This is a genomic window from Mesorhizobium sp. M0898 (assembly GCF_040319695.1).
Classification (GTDB): Bacteria; Pseudomonadota; Alphaproteobacteria; order Rhizobiales; family Rhizobiaceae; genus Mesorhizobium.
Genome location: NZ_JAMYOE010000015.1, coordinates 14,437 through 33,138, shown reverse-complemented (window position 1 = coordinate 33,138; position 18,702 = coordinate 14,437). Strand labels below are relative to the sequence as shown.

The 18,702-nt window shown below is 59.1% G+C and carries 16 protein-coding genes and 2 pseudogenes; 9 read left to right on the top strand and 9 right to left on the bottom strand.

Annotation, left to right across the window (positions count from 1 at the left end; all coding sequences use genetic code 11):
• Positions 1-236: 236 nt before the first annotated feature.
• A complete protein-coding gene (locus NKH90_RS17385) occupies positions 237-935 on the bottom strand; it encodes a thermonuclease family protein (RefSeq protein WP_352718578.1) in 699 nt (232 codons plus the stop codon).
• A gap of 123 nt (positions 936-1,058) precedes the next feature.
• Positions 1,059-1,331, bottom strand: coding sequence for a hypothetical protein (locus NKH90_RS17380; RefSeq protein WP_023803258.1), 273 nt, complete (start codon positions 1,329-1,331; stop codon positions 1,059-1,061).
• A 922-nt stretch (positions 1,332-2,253) separates the two neighbouring features.
• Between NKH90_RS17380 and NKH90_RS17375 the strand changes: the two are divergent.
• Positions 2,254-2,532, top strand: a pseudogene (locus NKH90_RS17375) (integrase core domain-containing protein); the annotation flags it as partial.
• 124 nt (positions 2,533-2,656) lie between these two features.
• Here NKH90_RS17375 and gmd read toward each other — a convergent pair.
• Both gmd and NKH90_RS17365 read right to left on the bottom strand, forming a co-directional pair.
• Positions 2,657-3,727: a GDP-mannose 4,6-dehydratase gene (gene gmd / locus NKH90_RS17370; RefSeq protein ID WP_352489769.1), complete on the bottom strand. Its 1,071-nt coding sequence runs from the start codon at positions 3,725-3,727 to the stop codon at positions 2,657-2,659.
• 131 nt (positions 3,728-3,858) lie between these two features.
• Positions 3,859-4,175: pseudogene (locus tag NKH90_RS17365) on the bottom strand (nodulation factor ABC transporter ATP-binding protein NodI); the annotation flags it as partial.
• Between the two features lie 766 nt (positions 4,176-4,941).
• On the opposite strand from NKH90_RS17365, the gene NKH90_RS17360 reads away from it, so the two are divergent.
• The 7 genes from NKH90_RS17360 to NKH90_RS17330 all read left to right on the top strand — a co-directional run bounded on the left by NKH90_RS17360 (position 4,942) and on the right by NKH90_RS17330 (position 12,461).
• Complete coding sequence (locus NKH90_RS17360; RefSeq protein ID WP_352820165.1) at positions 4,942-5,421, top strand: hypothetical protein; 480 nt, start codon at positions 4,942-4,944, stop codon at positions 5,419-5,421.
• 393 nt (positions 5,422-5,814) lie between these two features.
• Positions 5,815-6,804 carry a nodulation protein NodZ gene (locus NKH90_RS17355; RefSeq protein WP_352489772.1) on the top strand — a complete coding sequence of 330 codons (990 nt, stop codon included), beginning with the start codon at positions 5,815-5,817 and terminating at the stop codon, positions 6,802-6,804.
• 110 nt (positions 6,805-6,914) lie between these two features.
• Positions 6,915-7,118, top strand: a complete 204-nt coding sequence (locus NKH90_RS17350) for a hypothetical protein (protein ID WP_348633214.1) — start codon at positions 6,915-6,917, stop codon at positions 7,116-7,118.
• A gap of 55 nt (positions 7,119-7,173) precedes the next feature.
• Positions 7,174-8,589 (top strand): mannose-1-phosphate guanylyltransferase/mannose-6-phosphate isomerase, encoded by a 1,416-nt coding sequence (locus NKH90_RS17345; protein WP_352449728.1) that lies wholly within the window; start codon positions 7,174-7,176, stop codon positions 8,587-8,589.
• 656 nt (positions 8,590-9,245) lie between these two features.
• Positions 9,246-9,560, top strand: coding sequence for a DUF4917 family protein (locus NKH90_RS17340; protein ID WP_352820207.1), 315 nt, complete (start codon positions 9,246-9,248; stop codon positions 9,558-9,560).
• Between the two features lie 237 nt (positions 9,561-9,797).
• Positions 9,798-10,256, top strand: a complete 459-nt coding sequence (locus NKH90_RS17335; RefSeq protein WP_352467057.1) for a (2Fe-2S)-binding protein — start codon at positions 9,798-9,800, stop codon at positions 10,254-10,256.
• Between the two features lie 3 nt (positions 10,257-10,259).
• Positions 10,260-12,461: a xanthine dehydrogenase family protein molybdopterin-binding subunit gene (locus NKH90_RS17330; protein WP_352690738.1), complete on the top strand. Its 2,202-nt coding sequence runs from the start codon at positions 10,260-10,262 to the stop codon at positions 12,459-12,461.
• A 709-nt stretch (positions 12,462-13,170) separates the two neighbouring features.
• On the opposite strand, the gene NKH90_RS17325 is transcribed toward NKH90_RS17330, so the two are convergent.
• Genes NKH90_RS17325 through NKH90_RS17315 form a run of 3 tightly spaced genes read right to left on the bottom strand, consistent with a single transcriptional unit; the run spans position 13,171 to position 14,920 of the window.
• A complete protein-coding gene (locus tag NKH90_RS17325) occupies positions 13,171-14,361 on the bottom strand; it encodes a tyrosine-type recombinase/integrase (RefSeq protein ID WP_352820163.1) in 1,191 nt (396 codons plus the stop codon).
• Positions 14,361-14,606: a helix-turn-helix domain-containing protein gene (locus NKH90_RS17320; RefSeq protein ID WP_352820161.1), complete on the bottom strand. Its 246-nt coding sequence runs from the start codon at positions 14,604-14,606 to the stop codon at positions 14,361-14,363. Before NKH90_RS17320 ends, NKH90_RS17325 begins: the two co-directional genes overlap by 1 nt.
• Positions 14,607-14,665: 59 nt before the next feature.
• Complete coding sequence (locus NKH90_RS17315; RefSeq protein WP_352820160.1) at positions 14,666-14,920, bottom strand: helix-turn-helix transcriptional regulator; 255 nt, start codon at positions 14,918-14,920, stop codon at positions 14,666-14,668.
• Between the two features lie 1,078 nt (positions 14,921-15,998).
• Between NKH90_RS17315 and NKH90_RS17310 the strand changes: the two genes are divergently transcribed.
• Positions 15,999-16,874: a MurR/RpiR family transcriptional regulator gene (locus NKH90_RS17310; protein WP_352820159.1), complete on the top strand. Its 876-nt coding sequence runs from the start codon at positions 15,999-16,001 to the stop codon at positions 16,872-16,874.
• A gap of 73 nt (positions 16,875-16,947) precedes the next feature.
• Here NKH90_RS17310 and NKH90_RS17305 read toward each other — a convergent pair whose 3' ends face one another.
• Together NKH90_RS17305 and iolE are read right to left on the bottom strand one after the other, a co-directional pair.
• Positions 16,948-17,763 carry an SDR family oxidoreductase gene (locus NKH90_RS17305; protein ID WP_352541473.1) on the bottom strand — a complete coding sequence of 272 codons (816 nt, stop codon included), beginning with the start codon at positions 17,761-17,763 and terminating at the stop codon, positions 16,948-16,950.
• 3 nt (positions 17,764-17,766) lie between these two features.
• Complete coding sequence (gene iolE, locus NKH90_RS17300) at positions 17,767-18,666, bottom strand: myo-inosose-2 dehydratase (protein WP_023676597.1); 900 nt, start codon at positions 18,664-18,666, stop codon at positions 17,767-17,769.
• Between the last annotated feature and the right edge of the window lie 36 nt (positions 18,667-18,702).

Genomic DNA, 18,702 nt, shown 5'->3' with positions numbered 1-18,702 from the left:
CCCGACAGGGCAACATCACGCCTTGATCGCCTGCCAGCATACACTTAACGGTTTTGAAAGTCTTAGTTAAGGCGTCTTCTCTCTATTGTCGCAACAACTTTTTCTGCCCTTCAGATATAGAATACCTCGTCAAAAAATGGGGCTAGCAGACCGCGCCGCCCATGCATGGTCTTCCTTGGATCGGTGTAAGCGGAAAGCCGAACAGGCCGTAGCGCGCTTACTCCGTTACATTTCAGCTAGCAGAGTGTTTCGCAGGGGATCCCATCCTTGTCGCGATCGAGTTTTCCGCCCCATGAGCAGTTTTGCAGGTACCAGTTGGCGTCGTCGCAGGAACCGATCTGCTTGCACGTTCTCCGCGGCTCGCAAGAATAGCCGCTCTGCGCGACCAGCTTACGGCTGATGATGCCCAGCGGGCGACTCGACGGCGCCGCGCCGTCGGCGTGCGCAGCGCGCCATTCCCAGGGTGCCTGAAACGTCCCGGCCCACAGGCCGATCTTTGAGGCTTGGGCTTGCGCCTGCTGCCCCGCATAAGCGCCCTGGCTGTAGTGAGGCCAATCCAGCGCCTGGCCGTGCTCGACCATCCAGGCGGCCACGCCCGCGCCGTCGGCGCGCCGACAATCGCCGACAAAGCGGTGGTAGCGGTCCCACGTCACGAATGTGCATTCGAGCGGCCTCGACGCGGCCAGGAAAGTGTCCAGCGCTTCGGCCGATCGCCGGCCGCAAGGATACTCGGCGCCATTCGCATCGCGGCACAGCTGCCGGCTCTCTGGCGCGTCGATGCCGTTGAAGCGGACGCGCTGGCCGTGGATTTCGATCGTATCGCCGTCAATGACGGAAGCGACACCGGTAAGCGAAGCGGGCGCCACCCTTCGTGGGCTGGCCTTTGATGCATCGTTGCTACGTTGCGCGCTCGACGGCGCCAGGAAGGCGGCCACTGCCGCCGCTGCCGTAAGACCGAGCATTGCCGGCACGCTCGCAAGTTGGCGCCGCCACAGCTTGGCACCGGTGGGTCTCTGCCACCGATTGGATCGATATTTGCGGTATGGCCTGCTCATCCGCTACGCCGACCAGCCCGGCCATGCGCTGTCGACCATGGGCAGGCCGGCGCAATAGTAATCGTCAACGAACCGCCCGGTGGACCGGTCGCGGCAGCGCCAGATAACGCTGTAGTTCTGGCCATAGAATTGGTCCCACGCGACGCCATAGGTTTGTGGTGGCGGTGGCCGGTAATATGTTCCGCCTCCATAGCCGTTGTTGGCAGCGACACCCACAGCTGCGCCGCCGACAGCCGCGACCGCTATGCCCGTCGCGACAGCATTGTCGGTTTGCACAAGCCTGGTGCACTTCTCTGCTGTTGCGCCCCTGCGCACTAGAAGGGACGCTACCCGACTACGATACTGTTCGTCCGTGCTGCTGGCGAGAACGTGACATAGCGCAACGGTATTCATTGCCGTGAGATCGCTGTCCGACACGACAGTGCTCGTAGAGCAGCCGCTGACGCACAGGGCTGCACTTGCGATGAGTGCTCCAATTTTCATGTGAATTCCCCCAAACAAATATTGGGGCGAGTCCGACCTGGAAGTCCAGAGTTTTGTTTTTCACTTTGCTACGATTCACAGCATGCTGCGGCTAGCTGGCATCCACTGCAACCAACCCTTCCGCCGGTCGTTGACTGATGCTGGGTTGAACTCAGCTACTCCAGAACTTGCCCGCAGGCTCAAAACCGGCGGGCTTTTTTCCACGACGCCGGAAAGCTCTATCTCGCCGCATGTTGTGGTACATCGGCACGCCGTCATCGGGCCGTGCCGTTGACCAAGGTGGTCCCTCCGCCATGGTCGGCCGGCGCAGTCTTGACCGTCCGCGCGGGCCATCCCAATCAAGCCCGCTGGCTTCGGTCGGCGGCCTTTTATTTGATGCCCGGCGCCGTCGGCTTGGATCTAGATCCTCGCCAGTGCCGGATTTGAAGGTAAGCTGCGGCGGTATGATCGCACTTCGCGCGGGACGGACCATTGGTGTGCAGCAAGAGCGCCGAGTTCATTCGGCCAAGATTCTGCACTAGGCCGAGGTAGGTGAAGGCAGATAGCTATCCGGCAATCGCTGAGATATTGGAGATAATGTTCCCCCATGGAGGTGTGTACCAGTATTATAAGTTTCCAAACTTCATGTACGAACGCCGTGGACGAGCTGCTATGTGCGCTTGCCGTAAATCGCTTCCGCGAGTTCACAGTCGGAGGTTGGCTAGCACCCTAACGCGAGAGCTTCAACGGCCCCCTTCGCGATGAACTCCTCAACGAGACGCGGTTCACGTCCCTGGCCCAGGCCCGCGCGAGGCTCAATGTATGGCGCGCCGATTACAACGGCGCGCGTCCGCACTCGCACATCGGATGGCAGACACCCAACGAATGTGCATCGACCTTCAACCCGCGACGGTCGCTCGCGCTGCGCAACGTGAAACGCTCCGCGCCAGCACCCGTCGCGTCCACCGGCCATCAGGGCAAATCCACCCCCGGAAACGAACTCACGACTGGATAAAATTTGGGGGAAACGTCAGGGCGGCCATAACTTTGCAGTCTTCAGACGCGAGGCGGCCTACAACAGCCCTGCCCACCATGCTTGTGGCCCGCGACCCACACTGCTTTTCCCTTCAGATCGTACATTATGCTTCCTTCATGATTACCGATGTCTGCATGACCTTGAGGTCTTCCCGCACCATTTCCGCGGCGAGCTCGCGCACCGATGTCTCATGCACCCAGCCGAGCTTCTCCTTCGCCTTGGTGGCATCGCCCAGGAGAAGATCGACTTCCGTGGGGCGGAAGTAGCGTGGGTCTACCTGGACTAGGCATCTGCCGGTCTCGACATCATAGCCCTTTTCGTCGACTCCCTCACCACGCCATTCGAGCTCGACGCCGACATCTTCGAAAACCCATTCGACGAATTGGCGGACAGGGGTCGTCTTGCCCGTCGCCAGCACGTAATCATCCGGTTGTTCCTGCTGCATCATCATCCACATACCACGCACGTACTCACGCGCATGGCCCCAATCGCGTTGAGCATCGAGATTGCCGAGATAAAGCTTGTCCTGCTTGCCGAGGTAGATAGCAGCGGCGGCGCGGGTGATCTTGCGCGTCACAAAAGTTTCGCCGCGCAGTGGGCTTTCATGATTGAAGAGAATGCCGTTGGAAGCATGGATACCATAGGCCTCGCGATAGTTGACCACGATCCAGTAGGCGTAGAGCTTGGCGGCGGCGTAAGGGCTGCGCGGATAAAAGGGCGTTGTTTCGTTCTGCGGTACGGATTGCACGAGGCCGTAGAGCTCTGAAGTCGAGGCCTGATAGAAGCGGGTCTTGTCCTTCAGACCGAGGAGGCGGATCGCCTCAAGAAGTCGCAATGTTCCGATACCGTCGGCGTTTGCTGTGTATTCCGGCGTTTCGAACGACACCTGGACATGGCTCTGAGCGGCCAAGTTGTAAATCTCGTCTGGCTGGGATTCCTGAACTACTCGGATGAGATTAGTCGCATCAGTGAGGTCACCGTAATGCAAAATTAGGCGCGGATCGGGATCGTGCGGGTCTTGGTAGATGTCTTCGATGCGACCCGTGTTGAAGGAAGAGGAACGTCGCTTAATCCCATGAACGACGTAGCCTTTTTCCAGCAGAAGACGCGTGAGATAGGCACCATCCTGTCCCGTTATGCCCGTAACCAGAGCAACTTTCCTGTTCTCGCCCATTTTCTTCCTGCTCTATGGTAGTTGAAGTTTCGAATCTGGCTCGCCACACCGGCGGCCCGCCTCATACCCTATGGTAGGATTTCGACAGATGTGGCGCGGAGCTCGTCATTGACAGTGTCAGCCAGCGAGCACACCTGCTCCTGCTTGGAGGCATAGCAAAACAGAGTCTCGCCGCTAACCTGCCTAAGTCGCACATGCGGCCTGAGTGCCGAACTCAGCTCACGGGGTGAGCGACATAGATTTCAATCACGTCGCACCCGATTTGCTCATCAATCAGCGAGTTAGGACGCCCTTCTGGGATTCTACATCCGTTCTCAAGCACGCACAGTCGGTTGCATAGCCGCTCCGCTTCTTCCACGAAGTTGGTGGCCAGTAGAATCGTATTGCCCTGCGCCAGCAGGGCACGTAGCCGTTCCCAGATAAAATGGCGAGCATGTGGGTCCAAGCCACACTAGAACTCCACCATCCCTCTTTTGCGCTGACCAAGTAATCTTTGCCTGCTTCAGCGTCTTCTAATGGAAATTGTTTTGATCAGTGAAATCGATTGTTTGGATGAGGTGCATCCATAAAATGGATTGTTTGACAGGGCAGCGCGGCACATCGGCGGCACAAAGTCGTGGGCGCGAGGTTTCGCTCCGCGCGAAGACAAAGTTCGTGGCAGTCGGGGGCTTTGGGCGAACCGCACATCTGAGACGGCGGCGAAAAGCCGGGTAGGGCATTACGTATTGACCTCCAAGGAATTTCGGGCGCGCTAGCCCGAAAACGGTGGCTGGGCTTCAACGATGGGCGGGACGAGGCGACCATCAAACTGTGATTCATACTGTAGGCGATCGCAGTGCGGCGAATTTGAACGGCCGCCTTTGCCAGCCCTCGCCATCGCATCCGGCTACAGGTGCCGAAGATCTTCTCGATCCGAGTACAAATTCTGTGGATCGGTTGGTTCCAGGCGTCAAGCTCTCGGCCTCGTCGCGCCCCCACATAGCGGTTGCGACGATGCGCGGCCTTCCACCCTTGGCGCGCACCGCGTCGCCGAGATGATTGCCTCGGTAGGCGCTGTCGGCAAACACTTCGCCGGGATTGTCGGGCAGAGCATCAGGAACGGCGTTGCCGTCCTCGGTGTGGGCGCCGTGACGGCGATCTCCTCGACAAGGGCCGTATCGGCGTAGGCACCGAAATGGGCTTTGAAGCAATGAAACGCTGGTCGGCGCTTGTACTTGACCCAATGGCCCTCTTCATCATCTTCGCTGGCCGAGGCGATGATCGCCGCATCGACAGGCGTGCCGATCTTCACCTGGATCGCTGAACTGGCGGGTGATCTCGGCGAACAACAGGGTCATGAACCTCAAGGGCCTGTCGAAAACGGACGAGAGCGGGTTCGCACAGGTGTCCGCTCTGACACCGAGAACCCGCAGAACCGTCGGAACGATCCTCCACATGGCTGCAGACGCCAAAATTCCTCTCCCGGCCATCGTGGCACAGCATCGCGTGCCAGTCGCTCAGTCCAGCCGGCTCGAAAGCTATCCGGCAGGAATTGCGCCATGTTGGCGCACTTGAAAGCGTCAGAGGGCGCCGTGTCGCATCTTTCGATGGGACCGGACGCCATGATGGCCATAAATGACGTGGATGGCCTGCGCCTGACATTCGACGGCTGGCGGGTCCTGCACATCCGTCCTTCAAGAAACGCCCGCAAATGACATGTTACGTTGAGGCAGTTAAGAATTGGACTTGAAAAAGGGACTTTGTGGACTGCCTCGACCGGTTGTTTCGCTTAGCAAAGCGCGGCCCCACGTCAGCAGAGGCTCATGGTCAAGGAACGCCTTAGTATCCATCACATGGATGGGCCACATTCACGCAATCAATTTTACACATGTCGCCGGGCGCATTAGAGAACGCTGAATTTAAACCGGAAGCGAGCGTACCCGGCGTCAAGATTTGCGAGCGTCACAGAGATAAGGATAGGCAGTGCTGAGGAGCTCTTCTGCCCCACGCGCAGCCTCTACCAAATCGCCCGGCGTAACGGTCGACTAGTATCGATTAAGAGATCCCAAGCCAGATGCAACCTCGTCTCTGAAACGAGATTTCCGAAAATGCAGGTCAGTGGATTGGTAAAGCGCAGGTTCGTCGTCTCTCAGAGGCGTACGGGGTTCGGTGATTGTCTGTGGTCGCTGGCGGCCGCTTGGCGCTACGCTCAGCGGTCGGGACGAACGCTAGCCGTCGACTGGCGCGGGTCCTGCTATCTCGACCAACCCTTCACAAATGCCTTTCCGGTGTTCTTCCAACCGATCAATGACATCGCTGGCGTACCGGCTATTTGCGACGACCGGATCAACGACTTTTCCTTCCCGGGTCCATTCTTCCCGGAGTGGTGGAATAGGCCAGCGATCGACTGCCTTTACCGCCCAGATGAGCAGATTTTCCAAGAGCGCGACGAGTTGGGCGAGCTCTTTCAGGCCGAACACGATGTCGAAGCGAACACAGTAGTGTGTGACGCTTGCTTGATGTGGCGCTGCGATGAGGATGCCGAGCGGCAGGTCTTCCAGAGTCTCAAGCCTCGGTCTGAAATTCAAACACGCATAGATGCCATTTACCAAGAATGTTTTGAGGGGCACAGCATCATCGGGGTTCATGTTCGACATGGTAACGGTGAAGACATCATGGACCATGCGCCCTACTGGGCCGATCCGGAGTTCGCCGTTCGACAAGTGTGCACTGCGGTTGATAAGGCTAAAGCGTTACCGCACCCCAAGCCTGTGCGGCTGTTCTTGTGCACGGACAGCGCGCAAATCCTGGATCATCTGTCGGCCAAGTTTCCCGATCTTCTCACCGTCCCCAAGCATTTCCGATCCGATCAAGACGGCCCCTTACACACTGCAGCACTTGGGATGGACGGCGCAATTTCCGCCCTCGTTGAGATGTATCTTCTCGGGCGCTGCGATACTGTAGTTCGGTTTCCTCCGACGAGCGCCTTTACACGATATGCACGCCTTTTCGTACCGCGGGTAATTGAGTTCGATCTGAAGGACCCAAGTCGTTTGATTTTGATAGAAGGCAGCCAAAGAATCTCTCATCTTGATTAAGACCGCTACCTGGGCAATTCGGCAAATGGAACGAACAGGTATAGAGACATCGACCGCAATCCACGAGAGGCGGGCCATGGCATACGCTAAATGTCCCGCAGCTGCTCAGCTTGATCCGCAGGCTTGAGGATCCGGACACACTGCAGCAGTTCTTGGCTCCATTCGGGACTGTTGCCGACGTCGATGAAACCAACGGCCTTAGGGCACGAATACAGAATGACGAGATCATTCATCTGCGGCCGTCCGGCAACGCGCCAGAACTTCGCTGTTACTCGGAGCGCCGCAAGACCATCCTAGAGCGACGGCGGTCGTGACGCTGACGCTAAGGGCGCGGGCAATGACGTCCAGAGACGAAATCGAGGTTGTTTAATGAAAGTGGTTCCCGTCATCATCAGCGGTGGAGCCGGATCGCGGCTATGGCCCGCTTCGAGGCAATCGCACCCCAAACCTTTCCTTAAAGTAGCAGATGGACATTCTCTCATTCAGCACACTGTCCTGCGCGTCGGTTCGATAAAGGGCGTAGTGGAACTCGTCGCCGTGACATCTGGGGAACACCTCTTCCTTACCAAGGACGAGTTCGACGAACTAGATTCCGTGGTCCTGCCACGCACCTTTCTGCTCGAGCCTGAAGGCCGGGATACGGCCGCAGCCGTTGCGGCAGCCGCCATCCATGCCAAGGCAACGCAAGGCCCTGACGCGATTCTATGCGTCTTCCCAGCCGATCACATGGTTGGCAACCTGCCTGCATTTTTAGACGTCATGTGCCGGGCCATCGAACATGCGAAGCTCGGGCGGATCGCCACATTGGGCATCACCCCAACCAGACCGGACACGGCATTCGGCTATATCGAAGCGGATGGTGAAAAAGTCGTCCGTTTCGTTGAAAAACCGGATCTGGACACAGCCAAAGCCTATGTCGCGTCCAAGCGCTTCTTCTGGAACGCCGGCATTTTCTGCTTTAGCGCACAAACCATGCTCGATGAGATGGCATCGCATTGCCCCGCGGTGATCCAGGCCGTCTCCGACAGCTACGAGAACGGGCGCTTCAGTCAAGGCGAAGGCTTTGCCAAAATCGAACTCGCGCCTGAGCATTTCGGCTCCGCCCCGCGAATCTCGCTCGACCACGCTGTCATGGAGAAGACGAACAAACTTGCCGTGGTTGCCTGCGACATGGATTGGAACGACATCGGATCCTGGAACGCAATGGCCGATTTGATCGCCCCCGACGAAAGCGGGAACAGGATACGCGGCGATGTGCATATGGTCGACACGACCGGCAGCTATGTGAGCTCCGACAAGCGCGTCATCGGCACGGTCGGTGTCAGCGATCTGGTGATCGTCGATTCCCCGGACGCTTTGCTTGTCGCATCCCGCGACCGCGTTCAGGACGTCAAGAAGCTGTTCGAGGGCCTCAAGGCTTCAGGACATGAAGCTCACCTGGTCCATAGCACGGTACACCGGCCGTGGGGTACCTACACGGTTCTTGAGGAAGGCGAGCGCTTCAAGATCAAACGCATCGAGGTGAAGCCCGGTCGGCGGCTGAGCCTGCAGATGCACTATCATCGTTCGGAGCACTGGGTCGTGGTCAGCGGCTCCGCGAAAATCGTCAATGGCGAGCAGGAGTTGTTCCTGGCGACAAACCAATCAGCCTACATCCCCTGCGGCCATAAGCATCGGCTGGAGAACCCAGGCAGAATTGACCTGGTGATCATTGAAGTGCAGAGCGGCGATTATCTCGGCGAGGATGATATCGTTCGCTTCGACGACGTATATGGTCGAACGTAGATTTCACCCGCATGACGAGAACGGTCAACGTGTCGCTGACTAATTACCACTAGGAAGGCCGTCTGCCCACTCAGGACCGGATGCTTGTGGAATCGGGAATTGACCAAGGCAGCGGTGAATGACCGCAATCGGCATCAGGGTGGGACAAATCAACCGGAAAAGACCGGACAGCATAGTAACGCAACACAGTCCCACTGTCGAATAGCCTTTGATATTTCTGACTTTCCAAGCACCCTCAGGGCCCACCAAAATTATATCAATGGCTTATGGCCGACTTCGCTCTGAAGTGGGCCAAATCGAGCTCGCTATTCCCGCAGCACTCAGTTTGATTGTTTTCGTTGAAAACGAGCAAGGACAGGGGGAGGGCGATCTTGTGCTGGCTTCTATGTGTCCAATCTTGCTCCTGTTCGTCCTCAGGTTGTGTGCAGCCACATAGCGCGGCTATCGCGAGGCTGGAAGGCCTCCGATCGATAGGTGCGGCGAACGGCGGCAACGAGGTGCGAATAGGATGGCTGAGCGTATGATCGAGAATACCGCAGCTGCGGTCTAGCGCGAAATGCAGCGTCTGTGACTCATGGGTCATTGCAGCGCGATGACCGGAAATCATGACCTAAGCCGCCCTTCATCAGCCCACCAGCGCCCAGAAGAAGGCGAAGATCCGTCACAATGCCTACCTGTACCAAGGCTTCAAGCAGTTCACCGCGAATGTGAAGACCGCCAGCCATTGCTTCTTCATTTTCGGCCATTCGCTCGCTACGAATGACGACCACATCCTTAACCGCATAGCGCGTGGCAAGTTTCGCAAGCTCTGTGTTGGCATCTATGGTGAACCAGCATCCGCGGATAACCAGCGGATCATGAACCACGCGAACGAGCTAGCGGTGCAGCGCAACGAAAAATCGCCGCTTGATGTCGCCTTTTATGATGCTGCTACAGTTCATGTCTGGGGTTTCGGCTTAGAAGCGGAATGACTGCCAACCAGGTCATCGAGCCGGAAACTGACCGGCCGGTCGGCCCAAAAATGACATTCAGTTGCCTCCAGCCTTTCGACACGAGCCACTTCACGATCTCGCGATTGCCAGCTAGCGGCTTGTTGCTCGAGCTGCGCGATCCTAGTCTGTGGTCGCTATGCCTCAGCAATAAGAATCCGGTTCCTAGCCGGGCGGAGGCGCAACGAGATAGCCAGCTCAGGACAAGGAGAGCAAACCATGGTCGCTTTTACCCTCAATGGCGAGGCGCGAACACTCGACGTCGATCCAGAGATGCCGCTGCTCTGGGCGATCCGTGACGGCATCGGACTCACAGGAACGAAATTCGGTTGCGGCCTTGCCCAGTGCGGCGCTTGCACGGTTCACGTTAACGGCATGCCGACGCGCTCGTGCCAGACCGCAGTCGGCGACATCGAAGGAGCCTCGATCACCACCATTGAGGGCGTGTCGGGCAAGATCGGCGAAACGGTCCAGGCCGTGTGGGCCGAGTTCGACGTACCTCAATGCGGCTATTGCCAGTCTGGCCAGATCATGTCGGCCGTGGCCCTCCTGACAGAGACGCCGAAGCCGACGGACGATGATATTGATTCGGCGATGAGCGGCAATCTCTGCCGCTGCGCCACCTATCATCGCATCCGCGCGGCCATCCACGAGACCGCCAACCGGCTGGAGACTTGAGGCATGTTGCAGTTTCTCCCGAAGCATAATGCCGTGGGGCCTACGCGCCGCCAGTTCCTCCTCGGCACGGCCGTCACCACCGCGGGCCTCGCCGTGGGCTACCGGCTAATGATGGCCGCGCCCGCCAACGCACAAACGACGCCTGCAACGGTCCAGGCGAACCCCTTCCAGACCTATGTCGAGATCACACCGGAGAACCGAATCGTCGTCCACTCGTCGCAGTTCGAGATGGGACAAGGCTCCTATTTCGGCATCGCCACCCTGGTTATGGAAGAGCTCGACGGCGCCTGGGCGCAGGTCCACGTGGTCGGCGGATATGGCAATACCGCGCTCTACGGCAATCTCGCCTGGGGAGGGGCCGCGCAGGGAACCGGTGGCTCCACGTCGATGAGCTCGTCGTGGGAGCGCTACCGCAAGGCGGGTGCTGCCGCACGGGCCATGCTGGTGGCGGCCGCCGCGCAGCGGTGGGACGTGCCAGCCGGCGAGATCACAGTCGCTTCCGGGGTCGTGTCGCACGCCTCAGGGATGCAGGCGCGCTTCGGTGACCTGGCTGAAGCCGCAGCGGGAATGCCGGTTCCCGACGACGTGCCGCTAAAGCCGCGCGACAAGTGGGCCCAGATCGGATCGGACAGCCTCAAGCGCTACGATTCCGCCGGCAAGACCAATGGCGCGCAGACCTACACGATCGACCTCAAGATGGATGGACTCAATACGGCCGTTATGATCCATCCGCCGAAGTTCGGCGCTGAGATCGAGAGCTTCGACGCCTCCAAGGCCAAGGCACTCGACGGCATTGTCGATGTCGTCCAGACGCCGCGCGGCATTGCCGTGGTCGGCAGGGACATGTGGACGGCGCTCAAGGGCCGCGATCTCGTGGAGGTGACCTGGAACGAAGAGAAGGCCGAAAGGCGCGGCACGGCCGAGATCATGGCCGAATACACTAAGGCAGCAGACGATCCGGGCGCGGCCACCGCGCGCGACGACGGTAACACTCCCGCAGCGTTGGCCAGTGCTGAGAAAGTCATCCAAGGGCACTACGAATTCCCCTATCTTGTCCATGCTTCGATCGAGCCACTCAACGCGGCCGCCCGAATCAACGAAGACGGTACCATCGACGTCTGGGGCGGACACCAGATGCCCGACCTTTATCAGGCGGCTGCCGCTCAAGTAGGCGGCACCACGCCGGACAAGGTGAGGCTGCACGTGATGAAGACCGGCGGCAGCTTCGGCCGCCGAGCGGTCTCGGACGCAGATCTCATTATCGAAGCTGTTTCCACAGCGCGTGCACTGGGACCCGGCAAGCCAGTGAAGGTGCAGTGGACCCGCGAGAACGACATGCGGGGTGGGCGGTACCGGCCGGTCTATGTGCACGCAGTCAAGGCGGGGCTCGACAAGGAAGGCAATGTCGTCGCTCTCCATGACCACATCGTGGGCCAATCGATCGCGGGCGGTTCGCCCTTTGCGGCGATGATCGAGAACGGCATCGATCCGACCTCCGTGGAGGGCGCCACCAACCTGCCCTATGCGATCCCGAACCTGAAGGTCGAGCTGACCACGACGGACGTGAACATCCCAGTGCTGTGGTGGCGTTCGGTAGGCTCCACCCACACCGCTTACGCAATGGAAACCCTGATCGATGAGCTCGCCGCCGCTGCGAACCGTGATCCGGTCGATTTCCGCTTGTCGATGCTCGGTCACCATCCACGGCATGCCGGCGTGCTGAAATTGGCTGCTGAGAAGGCAGGCTGGGACAAGCCTCTGCCGGAAGGCCGTTTCCGCGGCGTCGCCCTGCATGAAAGCCTCTCGACCTATGTCGCCGAGGTGGTGGAGATCACCTTCAACGATGGAAATGATTTCAAAGTCGACCGCGTCGTCTGCGCGGTAGATTGCGGCACCGCGATAAATCCTGACCAGATCCGCGCTCAGATGGAGGGCGGTATCGGCTTCGGGCTAGGCGCGATCCTCCAGGAGGAGCTGACCCTGACGGGCGGTGTCATAGACCAAGAGAACTACGACACCTATACGCCGCTCAGGATCGAGCAGATGCCGCGCGTCGAGGTGCACATTGTGCCGTCCGACGAGCCGCCCACGGGCGTTGGCGAGCCCGGTGTGCCGCCGATCGGCCCGGCCGTCGCCAACGCGCTACGGGCGGCGACGGGCAAGACGATCCGCAAGCTGCCGATCATAAAGAACTTGTCAGCATAGCCGGGAATGACACCATGAAAACGGCCGCGATGAAGATCGCGGTCGTAGGTCGTTTTTGAACGCCTCCTGACAGGCGATCACCTCCATTCGATCAATTTCCGGCGGCTGCCCGGTCCAATATCCGGTTTAGAGACGGTAACCCGTGTTCTGAACGACCGCAGACGGTCGTTGGTGCTGGTAGCACTGAAGAACCGCTTTCGAGACGCAAATGCCGCACGCAAATGTCTCGAAAGGGTCACGCTAGAGACTTTTGTACCACCTATTGCATGTCTGCTATCGCTTTCTGGGCGCGAGAAGCGGCCGGTCCTCTGACGGCCCCATAACAGGACATTGATGTCTTCGCGCTGAGCGTCAGCAGTTGGCTCTACCGCGACCTTTCTCAGGAAGGCTGCCCACCGACGCGATCTTCCTTTCACCTTGCGCAAACCTCCCTTGCGAGTGAGGCGTTCAGTGCGTCGGCTTGGTGGACTGAGGCACTTCTGAGTGGGACAACAACATTGAAAAACATTGGAAAAGATTTGAATGCTCTGAAGTCCCACTGATCTCTTACCAATTGATTTTTATGGCTTTCTGAATACCCTCCGGGCCCACCAAAGTCTTTGATTTTATTGCGAAAAAGTGGCCTCGGCCCAAAACGTTTTGGGCCCGTTATGGGCCCAACAAAAAAGGGCGGCAGATAAGCCGCCCTGCACCGGCCAATTGAAACCATTCACTTGATGACGCGAAGCGGTGTCCGCTGCTTTATGGCGTCGCGTTTCGCCTCCCGCTCGTTGATCGCGCGGGCGATATCGACGGCCATCCGCTTCTTGTTGGCTTCCCGTACGTACGCGTCCGTCACCGTCATCGAGGAATGTCCCATCGCTTCCATAATGGCGCGTGCCTGGATGTTGCATTCGGCGAGATACGTGCCGAAGGTACGCCGGAGCCCGTGCAGGGTGTAGCCCTCCGGAATGCCGGCCTGCTTGTTCCAATGTGCCATCATGCCGGTGAGGCTTTTTTCCGCAAACGGACGCCCATAGCCATTCCTCAATACCGGTCCACCTTTCGAACGGTCTAGCGGCTCCAGAGCCTGCGCCAGCTTGTCCACGACGGGGATAAACACTTCCCTGCCGCCGTGGCGGTTTCGGTTCTTTTTCTGCCGGAACTCGAAGGCCTCGATCAAAACCAGCGAGCCATCGAACAGTTCGATTTCCTCGCTGACCAGATCTTCCCATTCCAGTGTGGCGATATCGCCGCGTCTATTCCCGAGCCAGAAGCCGAGGGCATAGCAGGTGCGCGCCGCTGTGCCGACCGCATGGCGCGACTCGAACTTTTCACGAATGGCCATCGGCCACCCGGGATTGGCCGTCGATTTGGGAATGCGAACGCGAATTGACAGCGAAGGATCGTCCTGCGGCTTGATCCACTTCTCAACGTCAATCGCCACCCAAAGGAGCTTTTTGATTGCTACCAGCAGGTGCTTTGCGACTGTCCGTCTGGTGCCAAAGACGCCTTCGATAATCGCACGCAGACGGTCGGCATCGAGATGCTCGATCGGCGTGTCGCGCCAGGTCAGCGGATAGGCGGGATCGACCTTCATCTCAAGGAAGCGTTCAATAAGCCGAGCATTCTTCTGCTGGGTCGCTTGGTCGAAGTCCAGCCATTCCATCGTCGTTTCAAGTCGGCGGGCAGCATGACCGAAAGTCTTTGGCAACGCCCGTCCAGGCAAGTCGATGATCACGGCCTTCTGACTCTGGCCTTGAGTTGCCCGTCCATAGGCGGCTTCGAACTCTGGATCACCCGGCCGGCCTGGAAGCCGAATTTCGGGCTTTCCCTTGCCGCGGTAACGATAGACGAGCTTACCGCTTTTCAGGCGCGACGAGACTCCGGGATATTTGTCATCCTTGAATGGCCGGCCCATTAAGCCCTCCTTCCAGCCTTCTGCTGTTCCAAGCGCCGGGGCACCTCGATCGTCGCCGGAGACGAAGGGCTTTTGCTCTCCATGGCGACCCGAAGGAGCAACGGGTAAGGGAAGCCCCTGCCTTGCTCAATGCCTTCAAATGTGCGCTTGGGTATCCCAAGCACCTTGGCTGCGGCTTCGGCCGTGAATCCTGCCTTGGCGCGCCAAGTTTTAACTTCATGCGCAAGCTTTTCACGATCGTTCACGTCGCGTGTTCCGTACGAGCCCGCGACTTTATTACGCCAGCAGCGTATGCGCAAGCTGCCTATTCTATCTCCTTGCTTCCTTTTTTGCTCCGCTCCAAAAGCTGTTGCAGACCGTTGTGTTTGTCGGGTAACGAGGTGAACGCGATATCGAGCGCTACACGGTCCCAAACGGCCCGACTGTTGATGTGTTTAGGTCTGGGCATGCGCCCGTCAGCAACCATCTCTTCAAAAAGCGTCGATCCGACACCGACGTAGCGTGCGGCTTCGTCGCGAGAGAGTCCTCTCGGCGGGTAGGAGATCGCGTCACTCTTCATAGACGCTGCCTCGGAGATATCGGCGCGAAAAGGCCGCAGCCGCGCGAAGCCAAAATAGGCAGTTGCTTCGGCAGCTTCGTGGCAAAGAAACAGGGCTATGTTGCCATGAGTGCAACCAGATCCGCATATCCATATCCCCCAACAGGGCGAGATCGTCCTGCCATAATAGGATGTGGCTTTGTGCGGAAGCAGCCTCAATAGTTCGTTCGGCAAAAGCGAACAGCGACGTGTAAATCGGACAAATGATACTCCACAGAATGTTCCGCTGCAAATGTGGGGGGCCGAGTCGCTAGACCGCTACATCGCAAGACCCCCTATCGAGGAGGCGTTCTTTTGCTATCGTCGGCAAGCGGCCTGACAACAAATCGAGATCGAGCAACCACGAACTCGAAATTGCGAGTCGGGACGATGATGGATGGGACGGACTGAGCCGGGAAAGCTAATAAAAATCAAAGCTAAGAGGATTCAAGTTGGCGATGCAGTACCAAATGCAGCACCGACTGAAGCGCAGCCCATGATGTTTTCAGGGTCGTAGGACGGACTTGCCGTTGCGAACGTCGGCGCGACAGAGCACTTACGGAGCCCGTGGTGGCAGAGGTTGCCCGAATGCACATTCGAGACCGGCTGAATCCCAGTCCGCGAGGTCTGCGGCGGCGCGATATGTGCTCTCCAGGAAGACATGAGGCTTGCTTTCGGATCGGTAACTCTGCGGATCGCATAAGGCAGCAGGAATTCTCCAAGTCGTAGTGGGCGGCGGCGGCAAAAATCTTCGCTGCCGGGAAGCCTTTTGGTCGGGCGGTGGAGCGGTCGACTTTCCGGTCTTCTATTCCTACCGCCTGTCCGAAACCGCTGCTCCTCTGACGCGTCTCCTTCGCACGGACCCGTCGCAGCCCTCTTGGTGCGCGGACGCGCGATGCGCACTCTTCGGCGCTCCGATCCGTTTTTCTAGCGCGAAGCTGACCTGCGCAGTACGACCGGAAGTCACAACTTGTGGCCCGAGGACAGAGTTGACAACTCTCTGCTGGTCAAAAACCTTCAAAGACGCCATCATGCAACAAAAATTGCAAGGATGTGCATCGTGGACGAGAAGGTCGAGGCTCCCAAGGACTATGAGGATCTCATCCGCGCGATACACGACCGGTATGATGGGATGAGCAAGTCGTACCAGAAGATTGCGTTGTATCTCACCCAAAATCCGAATGACGTCGCGGTGCGATCGGTGAACTCGATCGGGGAAGGCAGCGGCGTTCACGCGTCCAGCTTCGTCCGATTTGCCCAAGCATTGGGGTATGAGGGGTTCAAGGACCTGCAGAGCCTCTTCCAGAAACGATTGTCCACCGCGGCTCCCGGCTTCGAAGCCCGCGTCAAGGCGTTGGAGAAGGAACTGGGGGAGCGGACGGATCGCAGCGAGATGGGATTCATGCACGATCTGGTCGTCCGTGACATCGCGTCCCTGAAAGAGATGCTCACCGGTATTCAGCCCGAGGATCTGGCGGAAGCCGTTAGCCTGCTCGAGAAGGCCGACGTCGTCTATCTGATGGGACAACTTCGCTCGGCACCGGTCGTCGAACTCCTTCGCTATATACTGACCATGCTGGGTAAGCGCTGCGTGCTCCTGGATCCGGGCGGCGGACTGGCCACGCATATGGCCCGCGCGATGCGGAAGACGGACCTGCTGTTTGCGGTGTCGTTCCGCTTCTATGCGAACGAGGTCGTCAATGTTGTGGAAGAAGCCGCGGGGAGAGGTATACCCATCGTGGCGATCTCGGACAGCACGCTGTCTCCATTGGCCAAGAGCGCGCGCGTTCTCTTCGCCGTTCCGGAGCACGAATACACTTTCTCGCGCTCGCTGGCGGCTCCTATGTGTCTTGCCCAGGCTTTGACCGTGGCCTTGGCGGCCAGGCTTCAGAACAACGCAGTCAATCCCCGCATTCCAACGGTTACCGAGCGGTAGGGACTCCAAACCGCGAAACCTGTCGCAGCACCGGCGATCCTCCGGCCGTCGATTCTCAATCGGTGTCGGAAGCTTAAAACGCCATCGCCTTTTCAGGCACGGCCATGGGGCCGGATGCGGCACCAAGGACTGTCTGGTCGTAATCCACCACCGAACCTGTCATGAGCCCGGCATCGTCCGAAACAAGGAAGTTTACCGCCCGCGCGACCTCGCGGGGGTCGATCAGGCGCCCGAAGGGCAGGTTTGCGACCGCTTTCGCTTCCCAATTGGAATCGCCCGTCTCACTCGCCTGTAACTCCCGCTCATGGTCGGAGGCCATCCAGCCGACATCAAGCTGGTTGACGCGGATGCGGTTCTTCATCACGGAAAACGCCGTGTTGCGGGTCAGCGTCGCCAGCGCCGCCTTAGTGGCACAGTAAACGTTGATGAAAGGCTGGCCGGCATGTTCCGAGATCGAGCCGATGTTGCAGATGGCGCCTTCAATGCCGTCGCGGATCATGCGGCGGATGGCCTCCTGCATCAGGAAGTAGGGTCCGCGCACGTTGACGGCGAACAGGGCGTCGAAAAGTTCGGGCGAGGTATCGAGGATGGTGCCACGGTCCGTGCGGGCACCGGCGTTCACCAGCACATGTATCTTGCCATAAACGCGCTCGGCCTCCGCCATCACGCTTCGGCAATCTTCGACTTTGCCGAGATCGGCCTTGACAAAGTGGACAGGCACGCCGGTGTCGTGCGTGATCGCCTCGGCCGCGGCACGGCCCTTCGCCTCGTTGCGGCCGAGAGTGACAAGACCGGCAGCGCCGGCTTCCGCCAGCCGGCGCGCAATGGCCGCTCCCAACCCCTGCGTTGAACCCGTGACAACGCAGACCTTTCCATCCATGCGATTCATACTTCAGCTCTCCACAGTGTAGCCAGCCGCGGCCATGACGCGCCGCAATTCCTTATGCCCGATCTTCGCCATTTCGAGTGGCGGACTTTTGACGGGATCCTGCTCGGCTTCAACGACGAACCAGCCTTCGTAACCGTAGGAGGCCAGCCGCTTCACGATCGCCTCGAAGTCGAGCGAGCCGTCACCGGGTACGGTGAAGGCCCCCTTTACCACTGCGTCGAGAAAACTTTCCCGGCTGCGGTCGAGCCCGTCCACGACCGCTTGGCGGATGTCCTTGGTGTGTACATGCGAAATGCGGGCGTGGTGCTTGTCCACCACCCGCAGCACGTCGCCGCCGGCAAAGGCCATATGGCCGGCATCGTAGAGCAGGGGCAGACCCTCGCCGGAATGCTTCATCAGCAGATCGACGTCCTGTTCGCTTTCGATCGGCGCGGCCATGTGGTGGTGGTAGCAAATCGGCATGCCCTGACCCGCGCACCATTCGCCGAAAGTGGTGAGCTTACGGCCGTAGGCCTTGATCTGATCGTCGTCGAGACGCGGGCGCATAGCCAGCGGCGTTCCGCGGTCGCCCTGAATGGTGCGACCCGTCTCGCCATAGACGATGCAGGGCGCGTTGGTCGCCTTGAACAACTCCATCTGCGCGGCGATGCGGTCCTTCTCTTCATCGATATTGCCGACCAGCAAGCGGCCGGAGAACCAGCCGCCACAGACGCTCATGGCATGCTGCCTCAGGATGGGCTCAAGCACGGCCGCGTCCATCGGGAAGCGGCGGCCAGTCTCCATGCCGGTGAAGCCGGCCTCACGGGCCTGCCGCAGGCACTCCTCCAGCGAGACGTCGTCGCTCAGTTCGGGAAGGTCGTCGTTCCACCAGGCGATCGGCGCGATGCCAAGCTTGGCTCTCATCGTCATCTCCAATCATGATTTTCGAATGCTGCTGGC